14 protein-coding genes are annotated in these 24,279 nt (G+C 64.1%); 4 read left to right on the top strand and 10 right to left on the bottom strand.

Going from position 1 to position 24,279, the window contains the following annotated elements; translation table 11 throughout:
- Positions 1 to 256: 256 nt before the first annotated feature.
- Positions 257 to 1,408 carry a L,D-transpeptidase family protein gene (locus NKI99_RS18935; protein ID WP_352611676.1) on the top strand — a complete coding sequence of 384 codons (1,152 nt, stop codon included), beginning with the start codon at positions 257 to 259 and terminating at the stop codon, positions 1,406 to 1,408.
- Positions 1,409 to 1,477: 69 nt separating this feature from the next.
- Here the strand turns inward: NKI99_RS18935 and NKI99_RS18930 are convergent, their stop codons facing one another.
- A complete protein-coding gene (locus NKI99_RS18930; protein ID WP_352611675.1) occupies positions 1,478 to 2,164 on the bottom strand; it encodes a D-lyxose/D-mannose family sugar isomerase in 687 nt (228 codons plus the stop codon).
- 190 nt (positions 2,165 to 2,354) lie between these two features.
- Between NKI99_RS18930 and NKI99_RS18925 the strand changes: the two genes are divergently transcribed.
- Entirely contained in the window at positions 2,355 to 3,413 is a 1,059-nt protein-coding gene (locus tag NKI99_RS18925; protein ID WP_023810181.1) for a D-TA family PLP-dependent enzyme, read from the top strand.
- Between the two features lie 173 nt (positions 3,414 to 3,586).
- On the opposite strand, the gene NKI99_RS18920 is transcribed toward NKI99_RS18925, so the two are convergent.
- The 8 genes from NKI99_RS18920 to hutI form a co-directional block, all read right to left on the bottom strand.
- The gene (locus NKI99_RS18920) at positions 3,587 to 4,351 is read right to left on the bottom strand and encodes a heme ABC transporter permease (RefSeq protein WP_023810180.1); all 765 of its coding nucleotides are present in this window, start codon (positions 4,349 to 4,351) and stop codon (positions 3,587 to 3,589) included.
- Positions 4,352 to 4,486: 135 nt separating this feature from the next.
- A complete protein-coding gene (locus NKI99_RS18915) occupies positions 4,487 to 6,268 on the bottom strand; it encodes a glucan ABC transporter ATP-binding protein/ permease (RefSeq protein ID WP_352442518.1) in 1,782 nt (593 codons plus the stop codon).
- 510 nt (positions 6,269 to 6,778) lie between these two features.
- Complete coding sequence (locus tag NKI99_RS18910) at positions 6,779 to 15,361, bottom strand: glycoside hydrolase family 94 protein (protein ID WP_352611674.1); 8,583 nt, start codon at positions 15,359 to 15,361, stop codon at positions 6,779 to 6,781.
- 267 nt (positions 15,362 to 15,628) lie between these two features.
- Positions 15,629 to 16,216: a HutD/Ves family protein gene (locus tag NKI99_RS18905; protein WP_352611673.1), complete on the bottom strand. Its 588-nt coding sequence runs from the start codon at positions 16,214 to 16,216 to the stop codon at positions 15,629 to 15,631.
- 12 nt (positions 16,217 to 16,228) lie between these two features.
- Positions 16,229 to 17,899, bottom strand: coding sequence for a urocanate hydratase (hutU, locus tag NKI99_RS18900; RefSeq protein ID WP_352611672.1), 1,671 nt, complete (start codon positions 17,897 to 17,899; stop codon positions 16,229 to 16,231).
- A 26-nt stretch (positions 17,900 to 17,925) separates the two neighbouring features.
- Entirely contained in the window at positions 17,926 to 18,744 is an 819-nt protein-coding gene (gene hutG / locus NKI99_RS18895; RefSeq protein ID WP_352611671.1) for an N-formylglutamate deformylase, read from the bottom strand.
- Positions 18,744 to 20,285 carry a histidine ammonia-lyase gene (hutH, locus tag NKI99_RS18890; RefSeq protein ID WP_352611670.1) on the bottom strand — a complete coding sequence of 514 codons (1,542 nt, stop codon included), beginning with the start codon at positions 20,283 to 20,285 and terminating at the stop codon, positions 18,744 to 18,746. Before hutH ends, hutG begins: the two co-directional genes overlap by 1 nt.
- On the bottom strand, positions 20,282 to 21,517 hold the full coding sequence (gene hutI / locus NKI99_RS18885; RefSeq protein ID WP_352611669.1) for an imidazolonepropionase: 1,236 nt from the start codon (positions 21,515 to 21,517) through the stop codon (positions 20,282 to 20,284). Before hutI ends, hutH begins: the two co-directional genes overlap by 4 nt.
- A gap of 98 nt (positions 21,518 to 21,615) precedes the next feature.
- Here hutI and NKI99_RS18880 point away from each other — a divergent pair, with 98 nt between their 5' ends.
- Together NKI99_RS18880 and hutC are read left to right on the top strand one after the other, a co-directional pair.
- A complete protein-coding gene (locus NKI99_RS18880) occupies positions 21,616 to 22,968 on the top strand; it encodes a formimidoylglutamate deiminase (RefSeq protein WP_352611668.1) in 1,353 nt (450 codons plus the stop codon).
- Complete coding sequence (gene hutC, locus NKI99_RS18875) at positions 22,965 to 23,705, top strand: histidine utilization transcriptional repressor HutC (RefSeq protein ID WP_352611667.1); 741 nt, start codon at positions 22,965 to 22,967, stop codon at positions 23,703 to 23,705. The genes NKI99_RS18880 and hutC overlap by 4 nt, the downstream gene beginning before the upstream one ends.
- 148 nt (positions 23,706 to 23,853) lie before the next feature.
- Here hutC and NKI99_RS18870 read toward each other — a convergent pair whose 3' ends face one another.
- On the bottom strand, positions 23,854 to 24,198 hold the full coding sequence (locus tag NKI99_RS18870; RefSeq protein WP_352611666.1) for a RidA family protein: 345 nt from the start codon (positions 24,196 to 24,198) through the stop codon (positions 23,854 to 23,856).
- Between the last annotated feature and the right edge of the window lie 81 nt (positions 24,199 to 24,279).

Genomic DNA, 24,279 nt, shown 5'->3' with positions numbered 1-24,279 from the left:
GCGTTTGGGTCAGACGAAAGCCAGGAAGCATAGGACCTAAGCTGCTTGAGCCTGGCTGTTTTCTCAAGCCGTGCCTGGCGCTCGTCCTCGGCTGGTTGAGCCGGTCTTCTGTTCTTCTGGGCAGGAAATTGCATCCTGGCTCTCCTCGATCACCGAGCCTATGGAGACAGACGCTCAATGGGACCTTGGCCTATTGCCAACACAGGCGCTGACGAGAGTCGCCATCCATCTTGATGATGGCGGACCCTTATCAACAATGCACCCGCGCCACCGCCGGGTGCTCCTGGTCCGGGTTCGCTGCGGCGCATCGGCACTCGGCAACCGGACTCAGATGCAGGGGAATGGAACCAGATCGGCCGTGCGACGTCATAGAAGCAGGTGCTCATACAGGAGTGTGACCTCCATGATCAGGCTCGTTCTTGCCGCGGCCGCCATGCTCGTCATGGCATGCGATGCAACGGCGGCGGCAAAACTGGACGCGGCCACCGTCAACAACGCCCAATTTGACGGCAGCGAAGCGAAAGGCGTCAGTGTGACCGTGCTGAAGGCGCAAATCCTCCTGGATCGTGCACGCTTCTCGCCAGGCCTGATCGACGGCCGCCAAGCAGAGAACTTCACCCGGGCAGTCAGTGCGTTTCAAGCGGCCAACGGATTGCCTGCCGACGGCAAGCTTAGCCGCGAGACATGGGACAAGCTGGTCGCGACCTCCTCGCGCCCCGCGCTTGAGACCTACGAGTTGACGCGCAAGGATGTGCGTGGACCGTTCACCAGGCGAATTCCGGCGCGCATGGAGAGGATGGCCCGCCTGCCCCGGCTCGCCTATCACAATGCCTTGGAAAAGATGGCGGAGCGCTTCCACATCAGCGAGCAGCTGCTTGAACGGCTCAATCCCGGCATCGGCTTCAGGAAGGCGGGGCAAAAGCTGCTGGTGCCAGCTGTCGCCCGAGGTGATCCGCCGCAAGACATTGGGAACGTCGAGGTCGACAAGAGCGCTCGCCAGGTTCGCGTGCTCGACCCTTTCGGCAAAGTGCTTGCGACGTACCCCGCCTCGATCGGGAGCCAGGAGAAGCCCGCGCCGAGTGGCGAGGCAGAGGTCAAACGCGTGGTGCGCCACCCAACCTATCACTACGATCCAGAGTTTGCCTTCAAGGGGGTGAAGACCAAGCGCCCCTTCACGATCGCTGCCGGACCAAACAATCCGGTGGGATCGGTCTGGATCGATTTGTCCATCGATAGTTATGGCATTCACGGGGCGCCGGACCCAGGCAAGATCGGAAAGACCTTCTCGCATGGTTGCATCCGCCTGACCAACTGGGATGCCGAAGACCTCGCCTCCAAAGTGCAAAAAGGCACAAAGGTCGTCTTCAGGGACGAAGCGGCAGGATCGGTCGAACAAGGATCGCAGTAGGTAGGCGCTACCGGCTAACCCGCTTTCGATCGTGGGGCTGGCGTCACCGAAGGCATGGGGCGGCGCCCCCTACCCCAGCCACTTCTCATAGTCGGACACCAGCAGGTGGATCGGGGCAACGTCTTCGTCGATGTTGGAAAAACGGCCGATCGGTTCGCGAAACACATTGTCGGTGAGATCGTCATTGACGGTCGAGACCTCGCCGATCAGCACGTCCTTGCCCTCGGCCCAGAAGGCATGCCAGACGCCGGGCAGCAGCGTAACGCTCTGGCCCGGGTCGAGCTTCAGGAGCCCACCCGCAGGCAGCCTGTGGATGGTTCCGTCGACCGGCACCGAAACCTCCGCCTTGGGATCGATGCCGCCGTCGCGGTCATGCATGAACAGTTCCAGCACCAGCTTGCCGCCGCCACGGTTGATGATGTCCTCGGCCTTGATGTTGTGGCGGTGCATCGGCGACAGCTGGTCCTTGCGCGAGATCATGATCTTTTCGGCATAGAGCATGCCCATGCCCTTCTTCATGTCCTCGTAGCGGCCGTTGCGAACGGTGAACAGGAACAGGCCGAGTTCCCTGAATTTCTCTTGCCCGTAATCGGTGATGTCCCAGCCAAGCCGCGAGGTGAATACGGCCGACGAGTCGACCTGACGCACCTTCGCCTCCTGCGGCGACCAATAGGCGAAGGGCGGCATGATGTAGCCGAACGAGCGGATGAAAGCGTCGGCTTCGCGGATGATGTCGTTGATGGCGGAGCGCTTCATGATCATGATCCCTTCGTATCGATTTGTCTGGCAAATCGCATAGCCGAACGTCGATGCGGTGTCGATCCATCTCGCCGCCTGTCCGGCGTTGCGCTTAGGCGCATGGACCACAAATCCGCTTCGCTGGCCGCGTGACATCACGGATTTTCAGGGCCATAAAACCCGCGGATTCCTCATGGGGTGAAAGATGATGCCGACCGTTCACGATCTCGATACGCCATCCATCCTGATCGACACCACGCGCGCGGAAGCCAACATTGCCCGCGCCCAGGCGCATGCCGACAAGAACGGGCTGAAGCTCAGGCCGCATATCAAGACGCACAAATTGCCCTACTGGGCGAAGAAGCAGGTGGCGGCCGGCGCCGTCGGCATCACCTGCCAGAAGATTGGCGAGGCCGAGGTGATGGCGGATGCCGGGCTGACCGATATTTTTCTTCCCTACAACATCCTTGGGCGCGCCAAGCTGGAGCGGCTTCTGGGGCTGCACGGGCGCGTCACCCTGTCGGTGACAGCGGACAGCATGGAGACGCTCGAAGGGCTGGCAACCACCTTCACCGATGCCGGTCATCGCTTGCAGGTGCTGGTCGAATGCGACACCGGCATGGGCCGCTGCGGCGTGCAGTCGGCTGATGAAGCGGTCGCGCTGGCAAGACAGATCGACAGAGCCGGCGGCCTCGCCTTCGGCGGACTGATGACCTACCCGGCCGCCGGGCGGGCAGCGGAGGCCGAAGCCTGGCTCACCGAGGCCAAGCAGGCACTTGCCGCGTCGGGCCTCGCCTGCGAACGCATCTCCAGCGGCGGCACGCCGGATATGTGGCGCTCCAGCGATACATCTGTTGTCACGGAGTATCGTCCAGGCACCTACATCTATCTCGACCGCTATCAGGTCGCCAAAGGCGTCGGCGGCCTCGACGACTGCGCGCTGACGGTGCTGTCGACGGTGGTCAGCCATCCCACAGCGACGCGCGCTATCCTCGATGCCGGGAGCAAGGCGCTGTCCAGCGATACGCTGGGTCTCGCCGATTTTGGCGAGTTGCTCGGCGTGTCGGGAGCGCGGGTGACGGGCCTGAGCGAGGAGCACGGCACCGTCACGCTTTCGGGCGACGGCAAGCTGCGCATCGGCGAGCGCGTGCGTGTCGTGCCCGACCATTGCTGCGTCGTCACAAACCTGTTCAACGAGGTCAATCTGGTCGACGGCGACACGGTGCTGGAAACGTTGCCCGTGGCGGCGCGGGGAAGGATGGGGTGAGGGTCATCGTCAAGGCCAGCGAACGCCGCAGTATCTTCAGCACGCCGGCGGGACAGCGCCCCCTCTGGCCTGCCGGCCATCTCCCCCTCAAGTGGGGAGATCAGCAGCTTCAGCGCCCCACTCACTGCTCAGAGATAGACGTTGGCGAAAGCGAAAATTACAGTCGACGCGCGTCAGTTGGCGGACCGCTCGGCCTGCCGTGCCGCAACCCTGCGCGTGGCAATCACCCGGCGGCGGCGGATTTCGGTGCGCATCGCCATCAGGTGCAGCGCGAAGAACAGCACGGTGAAGCCGAGCGCCATCACCAGTAGCGGCCATAGCAGGCTGGGATCGATGGTCGAGCCGCCCATGCGGAACACCGAGGCCGGCTGATGCAGCGTGTTCCACCAGTCGACCGAGAATTTGATGATCGGGATGTTGATGAAGCCGACCAGCGTGATGATGGCGGCGGCCCAGGCGGCGCGGCTTGCGTCGTCGAGTGCGCGGGTCAGCGCGATGATGCCGAGATACATCAGGAACAGCACGAAGACCGAGGTCAGACGCGCATCCCAGACCCACCAGGTGCCCCACATCGGCTTACCCCAGATCGAACCGGTGATCAGCGCCAGCGCGGTGAAGACGGCGCCGATGGGGGCTGCGGATTTCAGCGCGACATCTGCCAGCGGGTGCCGCCAGACAAGCGTGCCCAGCGCCGAGACCGCCATCAGCGTGTAGCACATCATGGCCAGCCAGGCGAAAGGCACGTGGATGTACATGATGCGGACGGTTATGCCCTGCTGGAAATCCTCAGGCGCGGCGAAGCTCATATAGAGCCCGACGGCGAGGATGAGTGTGGCGATCGTGGCCAGCCACGGCACGACCTTGTCCGCCAGCCCGACGAAGCGCGTCGGGTTGGCGAGATCCATCCAGCCGGTCAGGCGTGAAGTCGTGTCGCTCATGCGTTTCTACATAAACCGCCGCGGCGTTCGGGGCAATCGAGCGTGGTGTCGCAGACGCAATTGGGGCGGCCGTGCCTGTACTCTCACCTGGACCTATGGTCCGACCTCCCACAAGGGGAGGTCGGAGAAAGAAGCTCAGGCGGCTGCTTCCTGCTGTTGCTGTACGGTGCGGCTGAGGCGGCGGACTTCCTCGTCGTTGAGCAGGCCGCCGGCGCGCAACAGGCTGGCAAAGCGGCCATTGCGCAGCGACAGCTCGGTGAAGCCGCCCATCTCGACCACCCTGCCCTTGTCCATGAACACGACCAGATCGGCGTCGCGAACGGTGGTCAGGCGGTGGGCGATGATGAAGGTGGTGCGGTCGCGGCGCAGTTCGTCGATCGCTTCCTTGACGCGGTCCTCGGTCTCGACGTCGAGCGCGCTGGTCGCCTCGTCGAGCACCAGGATCGGTGCGTCCTTCAACACGGCGCGGGCAATGGCGATGCGCTGACGTTCGCCGCCCGACAGCTGGCCGCCACGTTCGCCAACCACCGTGTCGTAGCCATTGCTCTTGGACAGGATGAAGTCCTGTGCGGCAGCCGCATTGGCGGCGGCATGAATCTCGTCATTGCTTGCATCGGCGCGGCCAACACGGATGTTGTCCTCGATCGAGCGGTTGAGCAGCCCGGCATCCTGGAACACGGTGGCGATCGAATGGCGCACCGACTTGCGGGTCACGGTACGGGTGTCGATGCCGTCGATCAGGATACGGCCATGGGACGGCGAGAAGACACGCTGCAGCAGGTTGATGAGCGTGGTCTTGCCGGCGCCCGTCGGGCCCACAATGGCGACGGTCTGGCCCGCCTGCACCTCGAAGGACACGTCGTCGATGCCTTGGCCGGAATTGGCAAATTCGAAGCCGACATTCTCGAAGCGGACATGGCCGGTAACGTTGGCAAGATCGCGTAGGCCGTCCGGCTCGGCGGCATCAGCCGCGGAGTCCTCGAGATGGTAGAAATCCTCGAGCTTGGCACGGGCCTCGGAAATCTGGTTGGCGAAAGCCGACATCTGGTCGAGGCGAGCGATCAACATCGTGGCAAAACCGGTGAAGGCAATGACGTCGCCGACACCCAACTGACCACGAGTCACAAGATAGGAGCCGATCGACAACACGATCAGCATCGAGATTGCCGATGACAGACGGTGCAAGGCATTGGCCAGCGCCCACCAGTCGAGCACGGGGTTCTGCGCGTCGAGCAGGTTCTTGACGTAGCGGCGCAGCGTATCGGCCTCGTGGCCGAGGCGATTGTAGCTCTGCAGCACCGCAACGTTGCTGACCGAGTCGGTCACATGCGCGAACACCTTGTGGTAGTGACGCTCGACCGCAGCCTGGCCCGCCTTGGTGCGGCGCATGACCATCCGGCCGATGCCGACATAAAGCAGCCCGAGGCCAAGCAGCACCAGCGACATGCGCAGGTCCATGCTGATCGCGGTCGGAACCAGCAGCACGAGGGCGACAGCCGTGGACAGATGCTGGCGCATGAATTCGAGCCAAAGGCTGAACAGGGTTTCGACGGCGCGCAGCATCGTGTGCAGCGCATTGGAGGTGCCGTGCTGATGGTGCCAGGCGAGCGGCATGGTGATCACACGCTCGAAGGACTGGCACAGCACTTCGCTGCGCCGAGCATGGGCGAAGCGGTCAGCGCCGCGCGCCACCATGACGAAAGCAACGATGTTGAAGGCGCCGAGACCGGCCCACATGACCAGCGTGGTGAAGACAGAGCCACGCTCGGAGATGGCGCCGATGACGCGACCGAACATAATCGGCTCGAGAAGCGCTACGATGGCGAGAGCCACGTTGGCCGAACAGATCAACGCAACGCGTTTCCTGTCTGCGGCCAGATAACCGAGAGCTCGCCAGTAGATTTGCAGAAGGGTCACCCCAGTTACTCCGCCACGCTGTTTATTGTGCACTGCATCATTTTATTCGTACCGGTTGATACGTCGCAAAACAATGGCCGTGTACCCCTTCAGTTCCCTTAGAGCGAACAAAAGATGGCGACGTTCCGAAATCTGCCGTGATCACCTAACGGTTTGAGAAGACAGGTAAAATGTCAGGCATGCGGCGAAATCATGGCAGTTGGCACGTGCTGCCACAATTTTAATCAGCAACAATGTCGGGCGGATGACTAAGGCCGAAATCGCCTTTTGCGAAGTATAGAGCGAAACAAAGCTGCAGGGCGCCCTTCCAGGTGAAGGGAGGCCAAACTCTCACTGCTCGTGGCGCCCCTGTCGGATGCCTCAAGCCTTTGATTTCATGCACTCCTCGGTGGCATGTCCTTCAATCGGCAGGCGGCAACGCCAGGCGGGACGGCCTCTCATCCCGCCGTGGCGGCAAAAGTCGCGCCCCGGATCCCAGGCCCGAGCGCATAGTTTTTGAGCAACATTGCATTAAGCCGGGATCCGGATGACCACCTCGGCAACTTCGCCGTCCTTCAGTTCGACTGCCGAAACCTTGGTCTTTGCCCCATTCACCTCCAGCGACACGGCCTTGGCCTTATTGTCGCGGATGACGCGAACCCTGAGTTCCGCTCCCAGCATTTTGAGATTTGCCGAGTAACCGTCCCAGTGGCTCGGCAGCTTCGGCTTGAACTGGACACGCTTGCCACGCCGTTCGATGCCCAGAATGCCTTCGACCGCAGCCCTGTAGAGCCAGCCGGCAGAGCCGGTGTACCAGGTCCAACCGCCACGGCCGCCCTTGCCGTTGCCTGCATTGTCGTCGCCGGCATAGATATCGGCCGCCACGACATAGGGCTCGACACGATAGTGCTCGGCCGTGGCCTCGTCGGTCGCATGGTTGACGGGGTTCAGCATCGAGAAACAGCGATAGGCCTCGTCGACCTGTCCCATCTCGGCAAGCGCGATGACGAACCATGTGGCGGCGTGGGTGTACTGGCCGCCATTCTCGCGCACGCCGGGCGGATAGCTCTTGATGTAACCCGGGTCCTTTTCCGTCCTTGCGAAGGGCGGCGTGAACAGCTTGACGATCTTCAGCTTGTCGTCGACGAGCAGCTTCGTTGCTTGCTCCATCGCGGTCGTCGACCGTGCCGGATCGCCCTCTCCCGAAAGCACGCTCCAGGACTGGGCGATCGAGTCGATCTTGCACTCCTGCGAGTTGCGAGACCCCAAAGGGGTGCCGTCGTCGAAACTGCCGCGCCGGTACCATTCGCCGTCCCATGCGGTGCTCTCAAGCGCCCGCTTCAGAACATCGGCATGCTTTGCCCAGGCCTGTGCTCGCTTGGCGTCGCCCTCGGCCTTGGCGACGGGGGCGAAGTCGCCCAGCGTCTTCAGCAGGAACCAGCCGAGCCAGACGCTCTCGCCCTTGCCCTGCTCGCCAACGCGGTTCATGCCGTCGTTCCAGTCGCCGCCGAGGATCAGCGGCAGGCCCGCGGGGCTGCTGCGCTTGATGGCGAGATCGAGCGCACGCGCGCAATGGTCGTAGAGCGACGCTGTCTTCTTCGAGATTTCCGGGGTGAAGAAGGCATCGTGCTCGCCCTCGCCCAGCGGCTGTCCATCGATGAAGGCCAATTGCTCCTTCAGGATGGTGGCATCGCCGGTGACCAGCAAATAGCGCGCCGTGGCGTGGGCAAGCCAGACCACGTCGTCGGAGATCAACGTACGCACGCCAGCACCCGTGCGCGGCAGCCACCAGTGCTGCACGTCGCCTTCGGGGAACTGCCGCCGCGCCGCGTTGAGGATTTGGTCGCGCGCCAGTTGCGGGTCATGCGCCAGCAGCGCCAGCGTATCCTGCAACTGGTCGCGGAAGCCGAAGGCACCGCTGGCCTGATAGAAGGCGGAGCGGGCACGGATGCGGCAGGCCAGGCTCTGATAGGGCAGCCAGTGATTGACCATGGCGTCGAGCGCCTTGTCAGGCGTCTCGACCTGGATGGTGTCGAGAAAGCCGCGCCATTCGCGCTCATTGTCGGCCAGCCGCTGGTCGAAATCCTTGACCCGGTGCTCTTGCACCAGCGCGCTAGCCTCCTCGGCGGACTCGGCGTCGCCGAGCAGCCAGAGCAGCGTCACGTCGCCGCCAGCCGGAATCTCGACATCGCGGGCAATCGCCGCGCACGGATCGTCACCAGCCTCGACACGGCCAGACAGCGCCGCACCACTCAGCACCGCCTGGGGTAGCTCGCTGGAACCATGCCGGCCCAGGAACTCCGATCGGTCTGTTGTCACCGAATGGACGCCACCGTCGGCCGCGAGGAAAGCAACGCGCTCGCCGAAATCCAGCCCGTAGGGGTTTTGTGCCAGCAGCGCGCCGCTGGCGGCATCCCGCGACGGGACGATGGTTGCCGCCGTGCGCGACCGGTGCCCGCCGAGCACCCATTCGGCATAGGCATAGACACGCAGCCGCGCCGGCACCGAGCCGGAATTCTGGATGCGCAGCCGTGAGATCTTCAGCGGATCGACCGGATCGACGACATGGGTGAGATCCATCGACAATGGTCCGCGCTTCGAGCGGAAGGTCGAGAAACCCTGGCCATGCCAGGCCTCGTAGGTCATCGAGGGATCGCGCACCATGGCGGCGAGCGGCGAGAATGCCTTGCCGCTCGCCTGATCGTAGATATAGAAGCCCTCGCCCGGCCGGTTCGAGACCGGATCATTCGACCACGGCGTCAACTGGTAGTCGCGGCTGTTTCGGCTCCAGGTGAAGGCGGCGCCCTCGGCCGAGGTATGGAAGCCGAACGAGGCGTTGGAGACGACGTTGATCCACGGCTGCGGCGTCGTGCGCCGGCCGGCCAGGCGCACGACATAGTGCCGCCCGTCGCCGTCGAAACCGCCAAAGCCGTTCCACTGGCTGAGCCCGCTGCCATCGGCGCTGACATTTGCCACCGCCTGCGAGGCAGGAGCATGCGTCGTGGGTGTCGGCGACGGCAATTCACGCGGAATCGGCAATGCTGCCAGAGCGTCCCGCGCCTGCAGAGCCGCCGCCTCGGCGCGCTCGATCTGGTCGAAGATGGTGCCATTGCGCGTGTGCAGGACCACCCGGGCGACAGCGAGCAGCGTCTTGTAGGTGGTCTCGTCCATGAGGTCGCGGCGCACCGCGAAAATGTGCTGGCGCGGTCCGAGCTCCTTGCCGCGCAGGCGGCTGTTTTCGCACAGCGTCTCGACCGCCCGTTGCAGGTCCTGGACATAGGAGGACGCCTGCTCGTTGACGACGACGAAGTCGATCATCATGCCGCGGGTGCGCATATATTCCTGGAAACGCAGCGCCTGGGCAACGATTTCGAGATCGGCGACATCGCCGATCCTGACCAGGAAGATCGGGAAATCGCCGGAAATGCTTGTCGGCCACAGGCTCGACTGCTTGCCCAGCCCCGTGGCGATGGATTCAGCGGGAAGACGCAGGAACGGATCCGGATAGATCAGGTAGCGCGCCAGCTTCTGCACATTGGCGGCATCGGTCAGGCTGAGGCCCATATGGCGGGTCTGCACCTGGCTGCGCGTCCAGGCAAGCATGGCCTGGCGGGCAAAGCTCTCCGGATGGTCGAGGCGGGCGATGGCTTCGTCCAGCTCGGTGCGGCCAGCGCCGACGACGGTCCAGAAGGTCAGCGATATCTTCTTGTTGGCCGGCACGCGCACCTGGCGGCGGAGCGACGCGACGGGATCGAGCGTAAAGCCTGAATGGCCGCCCAGCCTGGCGCCCGGGTCGAAAGCGGCTGCGTCGACGATGGTACGGCCACGGCCGATGAAGGCGCGCCTGTCGGTCTCGGCCTCGGCATCGCGCGCCGATCCGGACGGATCGGTGACGAAATGCACCATGGCGATATGGGGCTCGCTGGTCTCGCGCTTGCGCCGCGTGGCGAAGATCGCCGCGTTGTTCGCAGAGATTTCGGTTTCCACGAACATCTTCGAGAAGGCCGGATGCGCGTTGTCGGACGCCTCCAGGCCGAGCACCAGTTCGGCAAAGGAGGTCACTTCGATGTGACGGTCGGACGGACCGTCATTGTAGAGCGTGACCCGACGGCCCTCGCCATTGCCTTCCGAGATGACGATGCATTCGACCTCGGAGCGCAACGTGCCCACCGATTTGACGAAGCTCGCCTTGTCGTCGGAGAACAAGGTCTGCGCCTTTTCCTCGGCGGCGCGCTTCGGTTCGGCTGTAGCCGACCACCAGTCACCTGAGCCTGCGTCACGCAGGAAGATGTAGGAGCCGAGCCGGTCCTCGGTCGGATCCGGTTGCCAGCGTGTGACGGAGAGATCGCCCCAGCGGCTGTAGCCCGAGCCGGTCGCGGTGACCATCACCGAATAGCGGCCGTTCGACATGACGTTGGTCGACCGCAGCGACTGCAGCGGATTGAGCACGATGCGGGTGTCGGGGCTGTCGACTTCGGTCTCGTCCTTGGAGCGTTCGTCGGCCTCGGTCCTGACGGTCGCGGTCGGGATGTCGCGCGGCGCCCTCTCCTGCAGCAAGAGTTCGGCCGATTCGATGACCGGGTCGCTGTGAAAGCGGTCGCGCATGCGACCTTCGAAGATGGCGTCGGCAACCGCCGCGATCGACATGCCCGAATGGTGGGCCATGTAGTTCTGGACGACGACGTGATCCGTGCCTTCCGGCACGCGCTGCGGCGTGAAGTCGACGGCATCGTAGTAACCGTGGCGGCCGAGCGCCCCGATCTCCCGCAATCGGGCGAGATTCAGCACGGCTTCACGCGGGTTGAACTGGGCCGCGAGTATGGTGGCGTAAGGCGCGATCACCGTGTTCTGGCCAAGGCCGCGCTTCAGCCCGAGACCTGGAACGCCGAAATTTGTGTATTGGTAGGTCAGTTCGCGGTCGCGCGCATTGTAGGCGGCCTCCGAAATGCCCCACGGCACGTTCTTCTGGCGGCCGTACTGGATCTGGCGCTTGATGATCAGCTTGCTGGTCTGGTTGAGGATCGAGCCCTGCGGCTCCTTCATCACCAGCGGCGGCATCAGGTATTCGAACATCGAGCCGGACCAGGACATCAGGGCGCCCTGGAAACCGATTTCGACGATCGGCCGGCCAAGCCGGAACCAGTGCTCCGTCGGCAGGTCGCCCTTGGCGATGGCGAACAGGCTGGTCAGCCGCGCCTCGGAGGCCAGAAGGTCGTAGCAGCTTTCGTCGAGCTGATGTTCCTCGACCCGGTAGCCGATCGACAACAGCTTGCGCTCCGGTCGCATCAGGAAGGAGAAATCCATCTCGAAGGCGTAGCGGCGCGTGCGCTCGCGCAAGGTGAGCAGCTTGGCACGCAGCGCCTCGACGGCATTGTCGTCGCTGTGCGCGTCATGGACGTGCGCTTCGCAGGTGGCTTCCAGCCTTGCCGCCCAGTCGACAATGACGTCGCTCTGGGGCGACACGGCCTCGGTATGGATGGCGGTGGCCAATTTGCGGATCTCGCCGGCCAGCACAGCCAGGTTGATGGTGCGGATCGACGCCATTTCGGGCTGCGCCTTGATGGTGTCGACAGCGCGCCGCATGCCGTCGAGACGGTCCGCGAGACGCTGGCGCAGCGGGCGCAACTGACGGCGGTCGTCGGGCAAATCATCGAGGCTTTCGCTGAGGATGGTGACCGTGTCGAGAATGCCTTCGAAATCGCCCTGGAGATGGACGGAGGGCGCTTCGGCCCATTCGGCGCAGGCCGCCGCCACCGCCACCAGATGGCCAGCGAGATTGCCGCTGTCGACAGCCGAGATGTAAAGCGGATAGAGCGGCTTCAGTGTCGTCGTGTCGTACCAGTTGAAGAGGTGACCGCGCTCACGCGGCATGCCCTCGATCGTCGCCATGGTGGCGTCGATGCGGGTGATGGCGTCGGACAGGCTGATCCAGCCGAAGTCGCGGGCGGAGACGACGGACAGCAGGTAGACGCCGATATTGGTCGGCGAGGTGCGTGGCGCCACCACCGGCGCCGGGCTTTCCTGGAAATTATCGGGCGGCAGATGGTGGTGTTCTGCCGTCACGAAGCTTTCGAAATAGTGCCACGTGCGCCGCGCCACCGTGCGCAGCGTGTGGATGTCGGCCTGCGATATGCGCAGCCGATCCTCGGTTTCAGCCGAACGGCTGATCCAGCTGGCGATGGCCGGCGAGCCAATCCAGAACAGGGCGAAGAAGAAGGCGACGAAGGCGCCGGTCGAATCGGCCAGCACCGGAATGGCAAGGCCGACGAAGCCGATGATCACGGCGCCATACATCATGCCGTAATAGGAACCGACATCGTTGTCGCCCGCCTTGTGCGCCTGCGAGGCGGTGCGCCATTCCAAAAGGTTCTGGCGGCTGACGAAGAGCCGGTAGATCGTGCGCACGATGGCATCGCCCATCATCCAGGCGTTGTGCGCCATCAGCACGATCTTCAGCGCCACCATGGCGGTGCCGAAGGCGACGTCGCGTGCCAGGGCCGAGAAATGACCGCGCGGCGTCTGGTCGCCGCTCTTGGGCAGGATGGCGTTGACGATGTCGAATGTCGGCGCCATGAACAGGCTGAGGATCAGCAGGGCCTGCCATTGCGCGGCCTGCGTGAAGGGCAGCAGCGTCCAGCCGGCGATCGCCGCCATCACCCAGAAGATCGGCGTCAATGAGCGGCGCAGATTGTCGATCATCTTCCAGCGCGACAGCGCCGGCACGCCGGAGCGCGGATCGAGCATGAAGCCGAGCAGCTGCCAGTCGCCGCGCGCCCAGCGATGGTGGCGCGAGGCGTCGACCGAGTATCGGGTCGGATAGTCCTCGACCAGTTCGACGTCGGTGACCAGCGCCGCGCGCGCCAGCGCGCCTTCCAGCAGATCGTGGCTGAGGATGGTGTTTTCCTCGATGCGGCCCTGCAGCGCGGCCTCGAAGGCGTCGACATGATAGAGGCCCTTGCCGGTGAAGGACCCGTCGCCGAAGACGTCCTGATAGAGATCGGACACGGCAAAGACATAAGGGTCGAGGCCGCGATTGGCCGAAAACACCCGCTGGAAGAACGACGCATCGTCGCCCGATGTCAGCGACGCGGTGATGCGCGGCTGCAGGATCGCGTAGCCGGCGGTGACGACGCGCTTGCTGGCATCGAAATGCGGCCGGTTGAGCGGGTGGCAGAGCTTGCCTACGAGGGTGGCGACTGCGTCACGGGTGGTGCGCGTGTCGGCATCGAGCGTCATCACATGGACGACGTTCTCCGGCAGCGGCACGTCGAGCGGCAGGAACGTGGTGTCGCTGTCGCCGCGCAGCAGAAGATCGAGCTCGTGCAGCTTGCCGCGCTTGCGCTCCCAGCCCATCCAGGCCCCTTGCGCCGCGTTGAAGAGCCGGCGCCGGTGCAGGATGTAGAAACGCGGCGCGCCTTCGGAGGGATAGCGGGCGTTGAGACGGGCGATTTCGGTACGGGCGAATTCGAGGATTTCGGTGTCCGCCGCATCGATCTCGGTCTTCGAGTCTGGCCAGTCCGACAGCAGCGCGAAATGGATTTCATCGGCCGTGTTGGCGAGATGATGCACCTCGATGTTGCGGATGTTTTCCTCGACATCGTCGCGCGAGCCGATCAGCGACGGCACCACCACCAACGTGCGCGCCTCGGGCGGCACGCCGTGTCGGTAATCGTAGCCGACGAGGCGCGTCGGTTTCAGGAACAGCGATACGACCGTGTTGAAGAAGGCGAGCGCGCCCTCGCTGGCCGGCACGGCAAAAAGCGCCAGCATGAGGACGATCGAGGGCACCGACAGGCCAAGATTGGCAAGCGCGTTGCCGGACAGAACGAGAAGCAGCGCCGTCAGCGCAAACACGGGCACGACGATGCCGAGCCAGCCGGTCTTGCGGAAGGCACGCTTGACTGTCTGGCTGATGGTGGGCCGATAGCCGATCGCCTTCTCCAGCTCCAGCCGGCGTGGGCCGACGAGAAAGAAGCCGACATCGGTGTGGGCGGACCCGGTTAAAACGGCGTCGCCGTCACCATCGCTGGCGGCGTGGCCGGCCAACTCGATGGCCATCTCGGCAACGCGATATTCCGAAAGGTTCGAGCGGCGCGCCAATTCCTCGATCGCGGTCCGGTACTGATCGCGCGAGAAGAAGTCGAGCGCGGCGAAATCGGTGCGCTCGCGCAGCACGGTGTCGATGCGGCTGACGCCTTCGAACCACACCGTCCAGTCGACGTCGTTGATGAGGCGCAGGCCGCGGATGATGTTGCCCGTCGTCACATTGCCGCTGGACAGCGTGTGATGTTCGGAAATGATGATTTCCTCGGCATCGGAGCCGGTCTTTTCGAGCTCGCCTTCCAGCCATTCCAGAGCCTTGCCGGCATTCTGCGATCCATCGCGCAAGCGATAGAGCAGCTGGGTGGCGAAGGTGGTGTCCTGCGCGTGGGCGCTGAAGTTGGACAGGATCGACTGCCGGTCGGCGCTGTCGTCGGTGGCCAGGACCTTGTCGGCCACATCGTTGGCGATCTGGCGCATCTGGCGGGTGCGATTGACCCTGACGGCCAGCCGGCGGAGATTTTCGATCAGGACGAAGCGCAACAGCGAAGGCAGCGCCCAGAGTTCGCCGATCTTCAGCGGCTCGACCGACTGGAAACCCTGGACGATGGACTTGAACATCGTCGCCGAAACGGAACTGTCCGAATGCGCCACATAGGTCCAGGCCAGCGCCAGCGCGCGCGGCACAGTGCCGTTGTCAGGCAGTTTCAGCGTCGGCAACTGACGATAGAACCGGCGCGGCAGGTCGCGCTTAACCTGGAAAATGGTCTCTTCGACCAGGTAATTGTTGTCGAGCAGCCATTGTGCCGCCGGCGTGATCGTCTCGCCCCTCGCCTGCGCAGCATTGGTCGACCGGTAGACTTCCAGGATCTTCTTGGCGCTATCCCGGATACGGGCCTGAAAATCAAAGGGCGTCAGGCCGAACAGGTCCGTGAGGTCGCCTTTTGCCAGGCTTTCGCCAAGCAGCCGAAGGCGCTCTTCGGGCAGGTAATTGGAACGGATCGGCTCTTCGGTAATGGCCGGGAAGCTTGCGCTTGTCTTCTCGATTTGGGCAGGATTGGTCTGAATATTCATTGAAAATTCCGTAAGCGGGCACTGAGCGGCGTCACCGCCACGGCAATGGCCCTAAAACCGGTTCAAATGCAATTGGTTGCATAAACCCCACTTGCCGAAAGTTTGTTTCCGCACCGCGACAGGGCGTCATCTCTCAGCAAGACTCAAAGACAAGCACCCTACTTCCCACCAAGCCAGATCGGCGGAGAGGATTCAGGCTTTTTCGTGATGCCACCAGCAGCTTACGCTATATTTCGCCGGTACCGCGATCATGTTTGGAAACAAGCGTTAATCCTTGCCGGCGATGGCGCAGATCCGGATCACGAACAGCGTTGCCTCATGGGCGGGCTGGACAAGCAGGCCGGTGCTGACCGGACCGGACCGCAGCGTGTCGAGCGGCCCGAGGCGAACCGGTTCAGCGGCGGGCACGCTGACGTCGCCGTTCAAGCACAGGATCAGCGTTGTGCCGGCTTCAGTCCGGATTTCCACGGGGGCCGAAATCACCAGGCGTTCGACCGAATGCGTCATCCGGCTTCGGCGGGTCATGACATTGAGATCAGTGATCGGTCCGCCGATCAGCGCGGCCGAGGTCCGCACGTCGGCAGGGAAAGAAAACAGGGCAGTCGTCCTGTTTATGGATGTCGGCGGGTGGCCGGCAATCTCGAGGACGATGCCCTCGCCTTCGAGCACGGCAAGGGTGCGATCGATCCCGGCAAATTGCGAGAAAGGACCGCTCAATTCGACGCGCGCCATCGAGACGCGCCAGTCGAAATCGTCGAGCCCGGCACCAGTGGGCGAGACGGCGATTTCCGTCGTCACGCCGCCGCCGTTCTTCCACGGCATCGACCGGTATTCGGCTGCCCGCAGAACACGCATCGGCTCAACCAATCAGCCGAGAATGCCGGGCAAATTGAGCTGGTGCTCCTTGGCGCATTCGACGGCGATCTCGTAGCCGGCATCGGCGTGGCGCATGACACCGGTCGCCGGGTCGTTCCACAACACCCGCTCCAGGCGCCTGGCCGCTTCGCGCGTGCCGTCGGCGACGATGACCATGCCGGCGTGCTGCGAGAAACCCATGCCGACGCCGCCGCCATGGTGCAGCGACACCCAGGTGGCACCCGACGCTGTGTTGAGCAGCGCGTTGAGCAGCGGCCAGTCGGACACGGCGTCCGAGCCGTCCTTCATCGATTCCGTTTCGCGGTTCGGCGAGGCGACCGAGCCGGAATCGAGGTGATCGCGACCGATGACGACAGGCGCCTTCAGCTCACCCTTGGCCACCATTTCGTTGAAGGCGAGGCCGAGCCTGTGGCGGTCGCCAAGGCCGACCCAGCAGATGCGCGCCGGCAGCCCCTGGAAGGCAATGCGCTCACGCGCCATGTCCAACCAGTTGTGCAGGTGGGTGTTGCCAGGTGTCAGTTCGCGCACCTTGGCATCGGTCTTGTAGATATCTTCCGGATCGCCCGACAGAGCTGCCCAGCGGAACGGCCCGATGCCACGGCAAAACAGCGGACGGATATAGGCCGGCACGAAGCCGGGGAAGGCAAAAGCGTTGTCGAAGCCCTCCTCCTTGGCCACTTGGCGGATGTTGTTGCCATAGTCGAGCGTCGGCACGCCGGCGTTCCAGAACGCCACCATCGCCTCGACATGTTCGCGCATGGAGGCGCGGGCTGCCTTCTCGACTTCCTTGGGGTCGCTGACGCGCTTCTCGCGCCACTCGGCCATCGTCCAGCCCTTCGGCAGGTAGCCGTTGATGGGATCATGCGCCGAGGTCTGGTCGGTGACCATATCGGGGCGAATGCCACGCCTGAACATCTCCGGCACGATCTCGGCCGTATTGCCAAGCAGGCCGACCGATTTCGCCTCCCCGGCCTTGGTCCAGCGCTCGATCTTTTCCAGCGCCTCGTCGAGCGTGTCGGCGCGCTCGTCGACGTAACGGGTGCGCAGGCGAAAATCGATCGAGTCCGGGTTGCATTCGATCGCGAGGCAGCAGGCGCCGGCCATGACGGCGGCGAGCGGCTGGGCGCCACCCATGCCGCCGAGACCGCCGGTCAGGATCCATTTTCCCCGGAGATTGCCGCCATAGTGCTGGCGGCCGGCCTCGACGAAGGTCTCGTAGGTGCCCTGCACGATGCCTTGCGTGCCGATGTAGATCCACGAGCCGGCCGTCATCTGGCCGTACATCATCAGGCCCTTCTTATCGAGCTCGTTGAACTTTTCCCAATTCGCCCAGTGCGGCACCAAATTGGAGTTGGCGATCAGCACGCGTGGGGCGTCGGGATGGGTGCGGAACACGCCGACCGGCTTGCCGGACTGGACCAGCAAAGTCTCGTCATCGGCCAGCGTCCTCAAGGAGGCGACGATGCGGTCAAAGTCGTTCCAGGTGCGCGCCGCCCGGCCGATGCCGCCATAGACGACCAGCTCGTTGGGATTTTCTGCAACATCCGGGTCGAGATTGTTCATCAGCATGCGCAGCGGCGCTTCCGTCAGCCAGGAGCGCGCGCTGATTTCGGTGCCGCGCGGGCTGCGGACTTCGCGGATGTTGTGGCGAGGATTGTTCATGGCGTCACTCCATAAAGGACCTGATGTCAGACGCGCGCCCAGGATGTCGCGGTCTCGAGGATTTTCCGCAGGGTGGCGCGGATCGGTGCTGCGAACTCTGCATCGTAAGGCACCGGCCAGTTGTCCGGCGTGCCCTTGCCATCGGGCTCGCGCATATAGCCGCGGTTGGAGAGTTCCATCTGCAGCGCATGCACACCTTGCTGCGGCTGGCCAAAATGGCGTGTGATCCAGCCGCCTTTGAAGCGGCCGTTGATGACAGAGGTTTCACCGGTTTCGGCCATGATCTGGCCGACCATCGCCTGCAGCGTCGGATCGGCGCTCCTACCGTCATTGGTGCCGAGATTGAAAACCGGCAGCGTGCCTTCGAAGAGGCGCGGCAGCACTGAACGGATCGAGTGGCAGTCATAGAGCACGATCTTTTCGTGCAAGCCACGCAACCGGTCGATCTCGACCTGCAAGGCGGCATGGTAGGGCACGAAGAATTTCTCGCGACGTTCGTCGATCTCCGACGGCCCCGGTTCTTCGCCCTCGCGATAGAGCGGGTCGCCATCGAAAGTCTCGGTCGGGCAAAGGCCGGTCGTCGCCTGGCCGGGGTAAAGCGAGGCGCCGGAGGGATCGCGGTTGACGTCGATGACGGTGCGCGAGGTCGCGGTGTGCACCACCGTCGCCCCGAGGCCGGCAGCAAAGTCATAGAGATTATCGATCCACCAATCGCAGTCGCGGCGGCCGAGCCAGGGCGAGACCAGCCGATTCTCAAGGCCGGCGAGGTCGATGCCGGTGTGTGGTATCGACACCAGCAGCGGGGTCGTGCCGGGCGTGACGGTTAGCCAGGGCGTGGCGGTCATCATACCGCTCCCGAAATCGACGGCAGCGCTATCGCGCCAGCGGCCTTGATGGTTGCGCCAGTGCGGACCATGGCGATGGCCTTTTCCATGTCGGGGTGGAAATGCCGGTCATTGTCGAGATGCGGCACCTCGGCCCGGACCAGCTTGCGCACTGCCTCAAGGGCATCGCTCGACGCCAACGGGGCATGGAAGTCGCAGCCTTGCGCCGCGGCCAGCAATTCGATGCCGATCACCGCGGTGGCGTTCTCGACCATGCCGATCAGCCGGCGCGCACCGTGCGCGGCCATCGAAACATGGTCTTCCTGGTTGGCCGATGTGGGAATCGAATCGACGCTGGCCGGATAGGCTTTCTGCTTGTTTTCCGAGACGAGAGCCGCCGCCGTCACCTGCGGGATCATGAAGCCGGAGTTCAGACCAGGCTTCGGCGTCAAGAAGGCCGGCATGCCGGACAGTGCCGGATCGACAAGCATGGCGATGCGGCGTTCCGACAGCGAGCCGATCTCGCAGACCGCGAGCGCGATCATGTCGGCGGCGAAGGCCACCGGCTCGGCGTGGAAATTGCCGCCGGAAAGTGCGGTGTCGTCCTCGGCGAAGATCAGCGGATTGTCGGTAACGCCGTTGGCTTCGGTGCCCAGCGTGTCGGCCGCCTGGCGCAGCACGGTCAGTGCAGCGCCCATCACCTGAGGCTGGCAGCGCAGGCAGTACGGATCCTGCACGCGTTCGTCACCAACCCGGTGCGATTCTCGGATGGCGCTGCCGGCCATCAGATTGCGCAGGGCGTCGGCCGCCTCGATCTGGCCGGGATGCTTTCTCAGCACATGGATGCGCGGATCGAAGGGGGCGTCGGACCCTTTTGCCGCGTCGGTCGACAGGGCACCGGCGACCAGCGCCGATTGGTAGAGCACTTCGGCCTCGAACAAGGCGGCCAGCGCATAGGCGGTCGAAAACTGGGTGCCGTTGAGCAGCGCCAGGCCCTCCTTGGCGCCCAGTGTCACCGGCTCCAGCCCATGCGAGACGAAGGCGACCTTGGCCGGAAAACGGCCATGCGGGGTAAAACATTCGCCGACGCCGATCATCACCGCCGTCATGTGCGACAGCGGGGCAAGGTCCCCGGAGGCGCCGACCGAACCCTGCGCCGGCACCACCGGGATGACGTCGTTGGCCAGCATTGCTTCCAGCAATTCGATGGTTTGCGGCCTCACGCCGGACGCGCCCTGCGCCAGGCTGGCGAGCTTCAGCGCCATCATCAGCCTGCAGACAGCAACCGGCATCGGCTCGCCGACGCCGGCGGCGTGCGACAGAACGATGTTGCGCTGCAAGGTCTCGAGATCCTCGGCCGGGATGCGGACGCTGGCCAGTTTGCCGAAACCGGTGTTGATGCCATAGACCGGTTCGCCCTTGGCGACGATCCTGGCGACGGCCTCGGCGCTCGCCTTGATCTTTGGCCGGCAGGCGTTGTCCAGCTTGGGCACGGCGCCACGATAGATGGCGCGCCAGTCCGCCAGCGTCGCATTGCCGGGCTTCAGGGTCAGTTCGGTCATTGTCCTCTCCAAATGCGGGCATGCAGCGGGTTGAAGCCCATGCGGTAGACGAGTTCGGCGGGGCGCTCGATGTCCCAGATCGCCAGGTCGGCGGACTTTCCGACCTCAAGCGTGCCGGTTTCTTCCAGCAAACCAAGCGCGCGGGCCGCCTCGCGGGTGACGCCGGCAAGACATTCATCGACGGTCAGGCCGAACAGGGTCGCGGCCATGTTCATGGTCAGAAGCAGCGAGGTCAGCGGCGAGGTGCCGGGGTTGTTGTCGGTGGCGACAGCCATCTTGACGCCGTGCTGGCGAAACAGGCTGATCGGCGGCTTCTTGGTTTCGCGGATGAAATAGTAGGCGCCGGGCAGGATCGTCGCCACGGTTCCGGCCTTGGCCATCGCCGCTGCACCTGCATCATCGGTGTATTCGAGATGGTCGGCCGACAGAGCGCCGTAGCGGGCGGCGAGTTCGGCGCCATGCAGGTTGGACAGCTGGTCGGCATGGAGCTTGACCGGCAGGCCGGCCGCTTTGGCCGCATCGAAGACGCGCGCCATCTGTTCCGGCGAAAAGGCGATGCCCTCGCAGAAACCGTCGACGGCATCGGCCAGCCCCTCGGCGGCAACCGAAGGAAGAATCTCATTGGCGACCAGATCGATAAAAGCGTCCTTGTCGCCCTTGGCTTCCGGCGGCAGCGCGTGAGCGCCGAGGAAGGTCGTGCGGATCGTCACCGGCCGTTGCTCGCCCAGTTGGCGGGCGGCACGCAGCGACTTCTTCTCGTTTTCGAGGTCGAGGCCATAGCCGGACTTGATCTCGACGGTGGTCACGCCTTCGGCGATCAGCGCATCGAGGCGCGGCAGCGATTGAGTGACCAGTTCGTCTTCGCTGGCGGCGCGCAGCGACTTGACCGAGGAGACAATGCCGCCGCCGGCCCGGGCGACCTCTTCATAGGTGGAGCCGGCCAGCCGCATCTCGAATTCGTTGGCGCGGTTGCCGGCATGGACCAGATGGGTGTGGCAGTCGATCAGGCCGGGTGTGATCCAGCGGCCCTCGCAATCGATCGTCTCGACGCCTTGGGCAAGTGTTGGGGGCAGCTCCGACTCGGGGCCGGCATAGACAATGCGGCCGTCACGCGAAGCGACCGCGCCGTGTTCGACGATGCCAAGTCCGGCAGACCCTTCGGCCATGGTCGCGAGCCGCGCATTGCGCCACAGACGAAGATCCCCTGCCCGGCTTTTGCTCTGTCCAGCCATCATCTTTTCCGTTTCAATCGATGACGATTATGTATATACATATCGAAACGCACTGCAAGTGCCATCATCGCATGAGAGACAGAGAACCGGAGAGAAAAGTGGCAGCGATCTTTGCGGAACAGGCGCTCCTTCCCAATGGCTGGCGCGATAATGTGCGGATCACCCTGGCCGAGGGGCGCATTACAGCCGTTCAGCCTGGTGCCGCTGCGACAGCCGACGACGAACGCCACGCGATCCTGTTGCCCGGCATGCCCAATTTGCACAGCCACGCCTTCCAGCGCGGCATGGCCGGCCTTGCCGAGCTTCGCGGCCCCTCCGCCGACAGTTTCTGGAGCTGGCGAGAGGTGATGTACCGCTTCGCCCTGTCGATGACGCCCAATCAGGTCGAGGCGGTTGCAGCGCAGCTCTATGTCGAGTTGCTGGAGGCCGGTTTTTCCCGCGTCGGCGAATTTCACTATCTGCATCACGACCGCGATGGAAAACCCTATGCCAACCTCGCCGAGATGGCCGAACGCATTGCGGCCGCGGCCGGCGAGACGGGCATCGGCCTGACGCTGTTGCCGGTGTTTTATGCGCACTCGTCTTTCGGCGGTGCCGTGCCAAACGAAGGCCAGCGGCGATTCATCAACGATGTGAATCGGTTCTCGCGGCTTGTTGAGAAATGCCGCGAATCGGTTCGTGCACTGAATCAGGCTGTCGTCGGCGTCGCTCCGCACAGTTTGCGCGCCGCGACACCGGAAGAACTGATTGAGGTGACTGCCATAGCACCGGATGGGCCTATCCACATCCACATTGCCGAGCAGGTGAAAGAGGTCGAGGATTGCCTTGCCTGGTCGGGCGCGCGGCCGGTCGAATTTCTGCTTGGGCATGCCAAGGTCGACAAGCGCTGGTGCCTGATCCACGCCACGCACATGACCGATGCTGAAACCGTTGCCATGGCCAGGAGTGGCGCCATCGCCGGCCTTTGCCCGATCACCGAGGCCAATCTCGGCGACGGCACTTTTGCAGCGCCACTGTTCAGAGACCATGGCGGCCGCTTCGGGGTCGGCTCCGATTCCAACGTGCTCATCGGCCTCCCGGACGAGTTGCGCCAGCTCGAATATTCGCAGCGCCTCGCCCGCCGCGCCCGTAATGTGCTGGCGGTCGCCGGCGGCTCGACTGGCCGCGCCCTGTTCGACGCCGCACTCGACGGTGGCAGCGTCGCGCTTGGCGCCGGTGCTTCCGCGATCGCCGCCGGCGCCTCGGCCGATCTCGTCTCGCTCGATCCCAAAAATCCCTCGCTGGCCGGCAAGACCGGCGACGCAATTCTCGACGCCTGGATCTTCGCCAATGGCAGCAAGGTCGACTGCGTCTGGGTGCATGGGCTCAAACAGGTCAGCGGCGGCAGGCATGTGAAGCGAGAGGCCATCGCCGGGCGGTTTCGCAGCGTGATGACGGCGCTTTCGGCATGAGCATGGCCGACACAGTGGTAGCGGAAGGTGGCGGCTCGCTGCACCAGCGCATCCTGACCGACATTAGCGAGAAGATCACGTCCGGGGCCTGGGCGCCCGGCCATCGCATCCCGTTCGAGCACGAATTGAGCGTGCAATACAATTGCTCGCGCATGACGGTGAACAAGGCGCTGTCACAGCTTGCCAAGGCCGGGCTGATCGAACGCCGCCGCCGCTCAGGCAGCTTTGTGCGCCGGCCGCAGTCGCAAGCGGCGGTGCTGGAAATCCACGATATCCGCATCGAGGTCGAAGCGCTCGGTCTGCCCTATCGCTACGAGCGCGTGATGCGACACAAAAGGCGCAGCAGCGCCGGGGACCGCGCCTCGCTGGAATTGGGCTTGGCCGGACCGGTTCTGGCGCTGGAATGCGGGCATTTCGCCGGCGAGCGGCCGTTCGCGCATGAACAGCGGCTGATCAACCTCACCGCCGTGCCCGAGGCAGCGGACGAGGAATTCGTGGCCATCGCACCAGGGCCATGGCTGATCGGCCGCGTGCCGTGGAGCGAAGCCGAGCACCGGATTCGCGCTGTCGCAGCCGACAGGCATATCGCCGCGGCACTCGACATAGAAACCGGTGCGCCTTGCCTGGTGGTCGAGCGGCGGACATGGAGCGCCGAACATCCGGTCACCCATGTACGCTTTACCTACGCAGCCGAGAGCCACACGCTGGTGGCAAGGTTCAGGCCGTCGCAGGGGTGAGGCGTGTCCAGCCGCAGGCTGGCGAAAAGCCAACGATTTGGCTTTTCGAACACCGAACGCCCGGAGCCATAGCGGAGGGCAGCGGCGCCGACCCCCACCCGGACCTTCGGTCCGACCTCCCCACAAGGGGGAGGTAGAAGGCCGCCGATCAAATCGCCGCGGTAATAATAATCTCGACCAGATAATCCGGGGTGGCGAGCTTTGCTTCGCCGGTGGCGCGGGCCGGCGTGTTGCCTTGCGGCACCCACTTGTCCCACTCAGCGTTCATCTCGGCAAAGGTGCTCATGTCGGCCAGCCAGATGATCGCCTGCAGGATCTTGGTCTTGTCGGAACCGGCCTTGGCCAGCAGTTCGTCGATAGCTGCCAGGATATCCTTGGTCTGCGATGCGACGTTGCCGGTTGGCTGGCCGACCTGGCCGGCCAGATAGACGGTATCTCCGTGAATGACGATCTGGCTCATGCGCGGGCCGACATCGATGCGACGAATGCTCATTGGATGGTTCCTTCCTGTGGCGGTTGCGCTTCTTTAGAGTCGCCGCCGGCTTCGGGCAAGATCGTCAGGTCGAATCCCCTT

The sequence above is a fragment of the Mesorhizobium sp. M0239 genome (assembly GCF_040321815.1).
Lineage (GTDB): Bacteria > Pseudomonadota > Alphaproteobacteria > Rhizobiales > Rhizobiaceae > Mesorhizobium.
The sequence above is the reverse complement of the archived record's forward strand: the minus strand, read 5'-3'. Positions and strand labels throughout refer to the sequence as shown.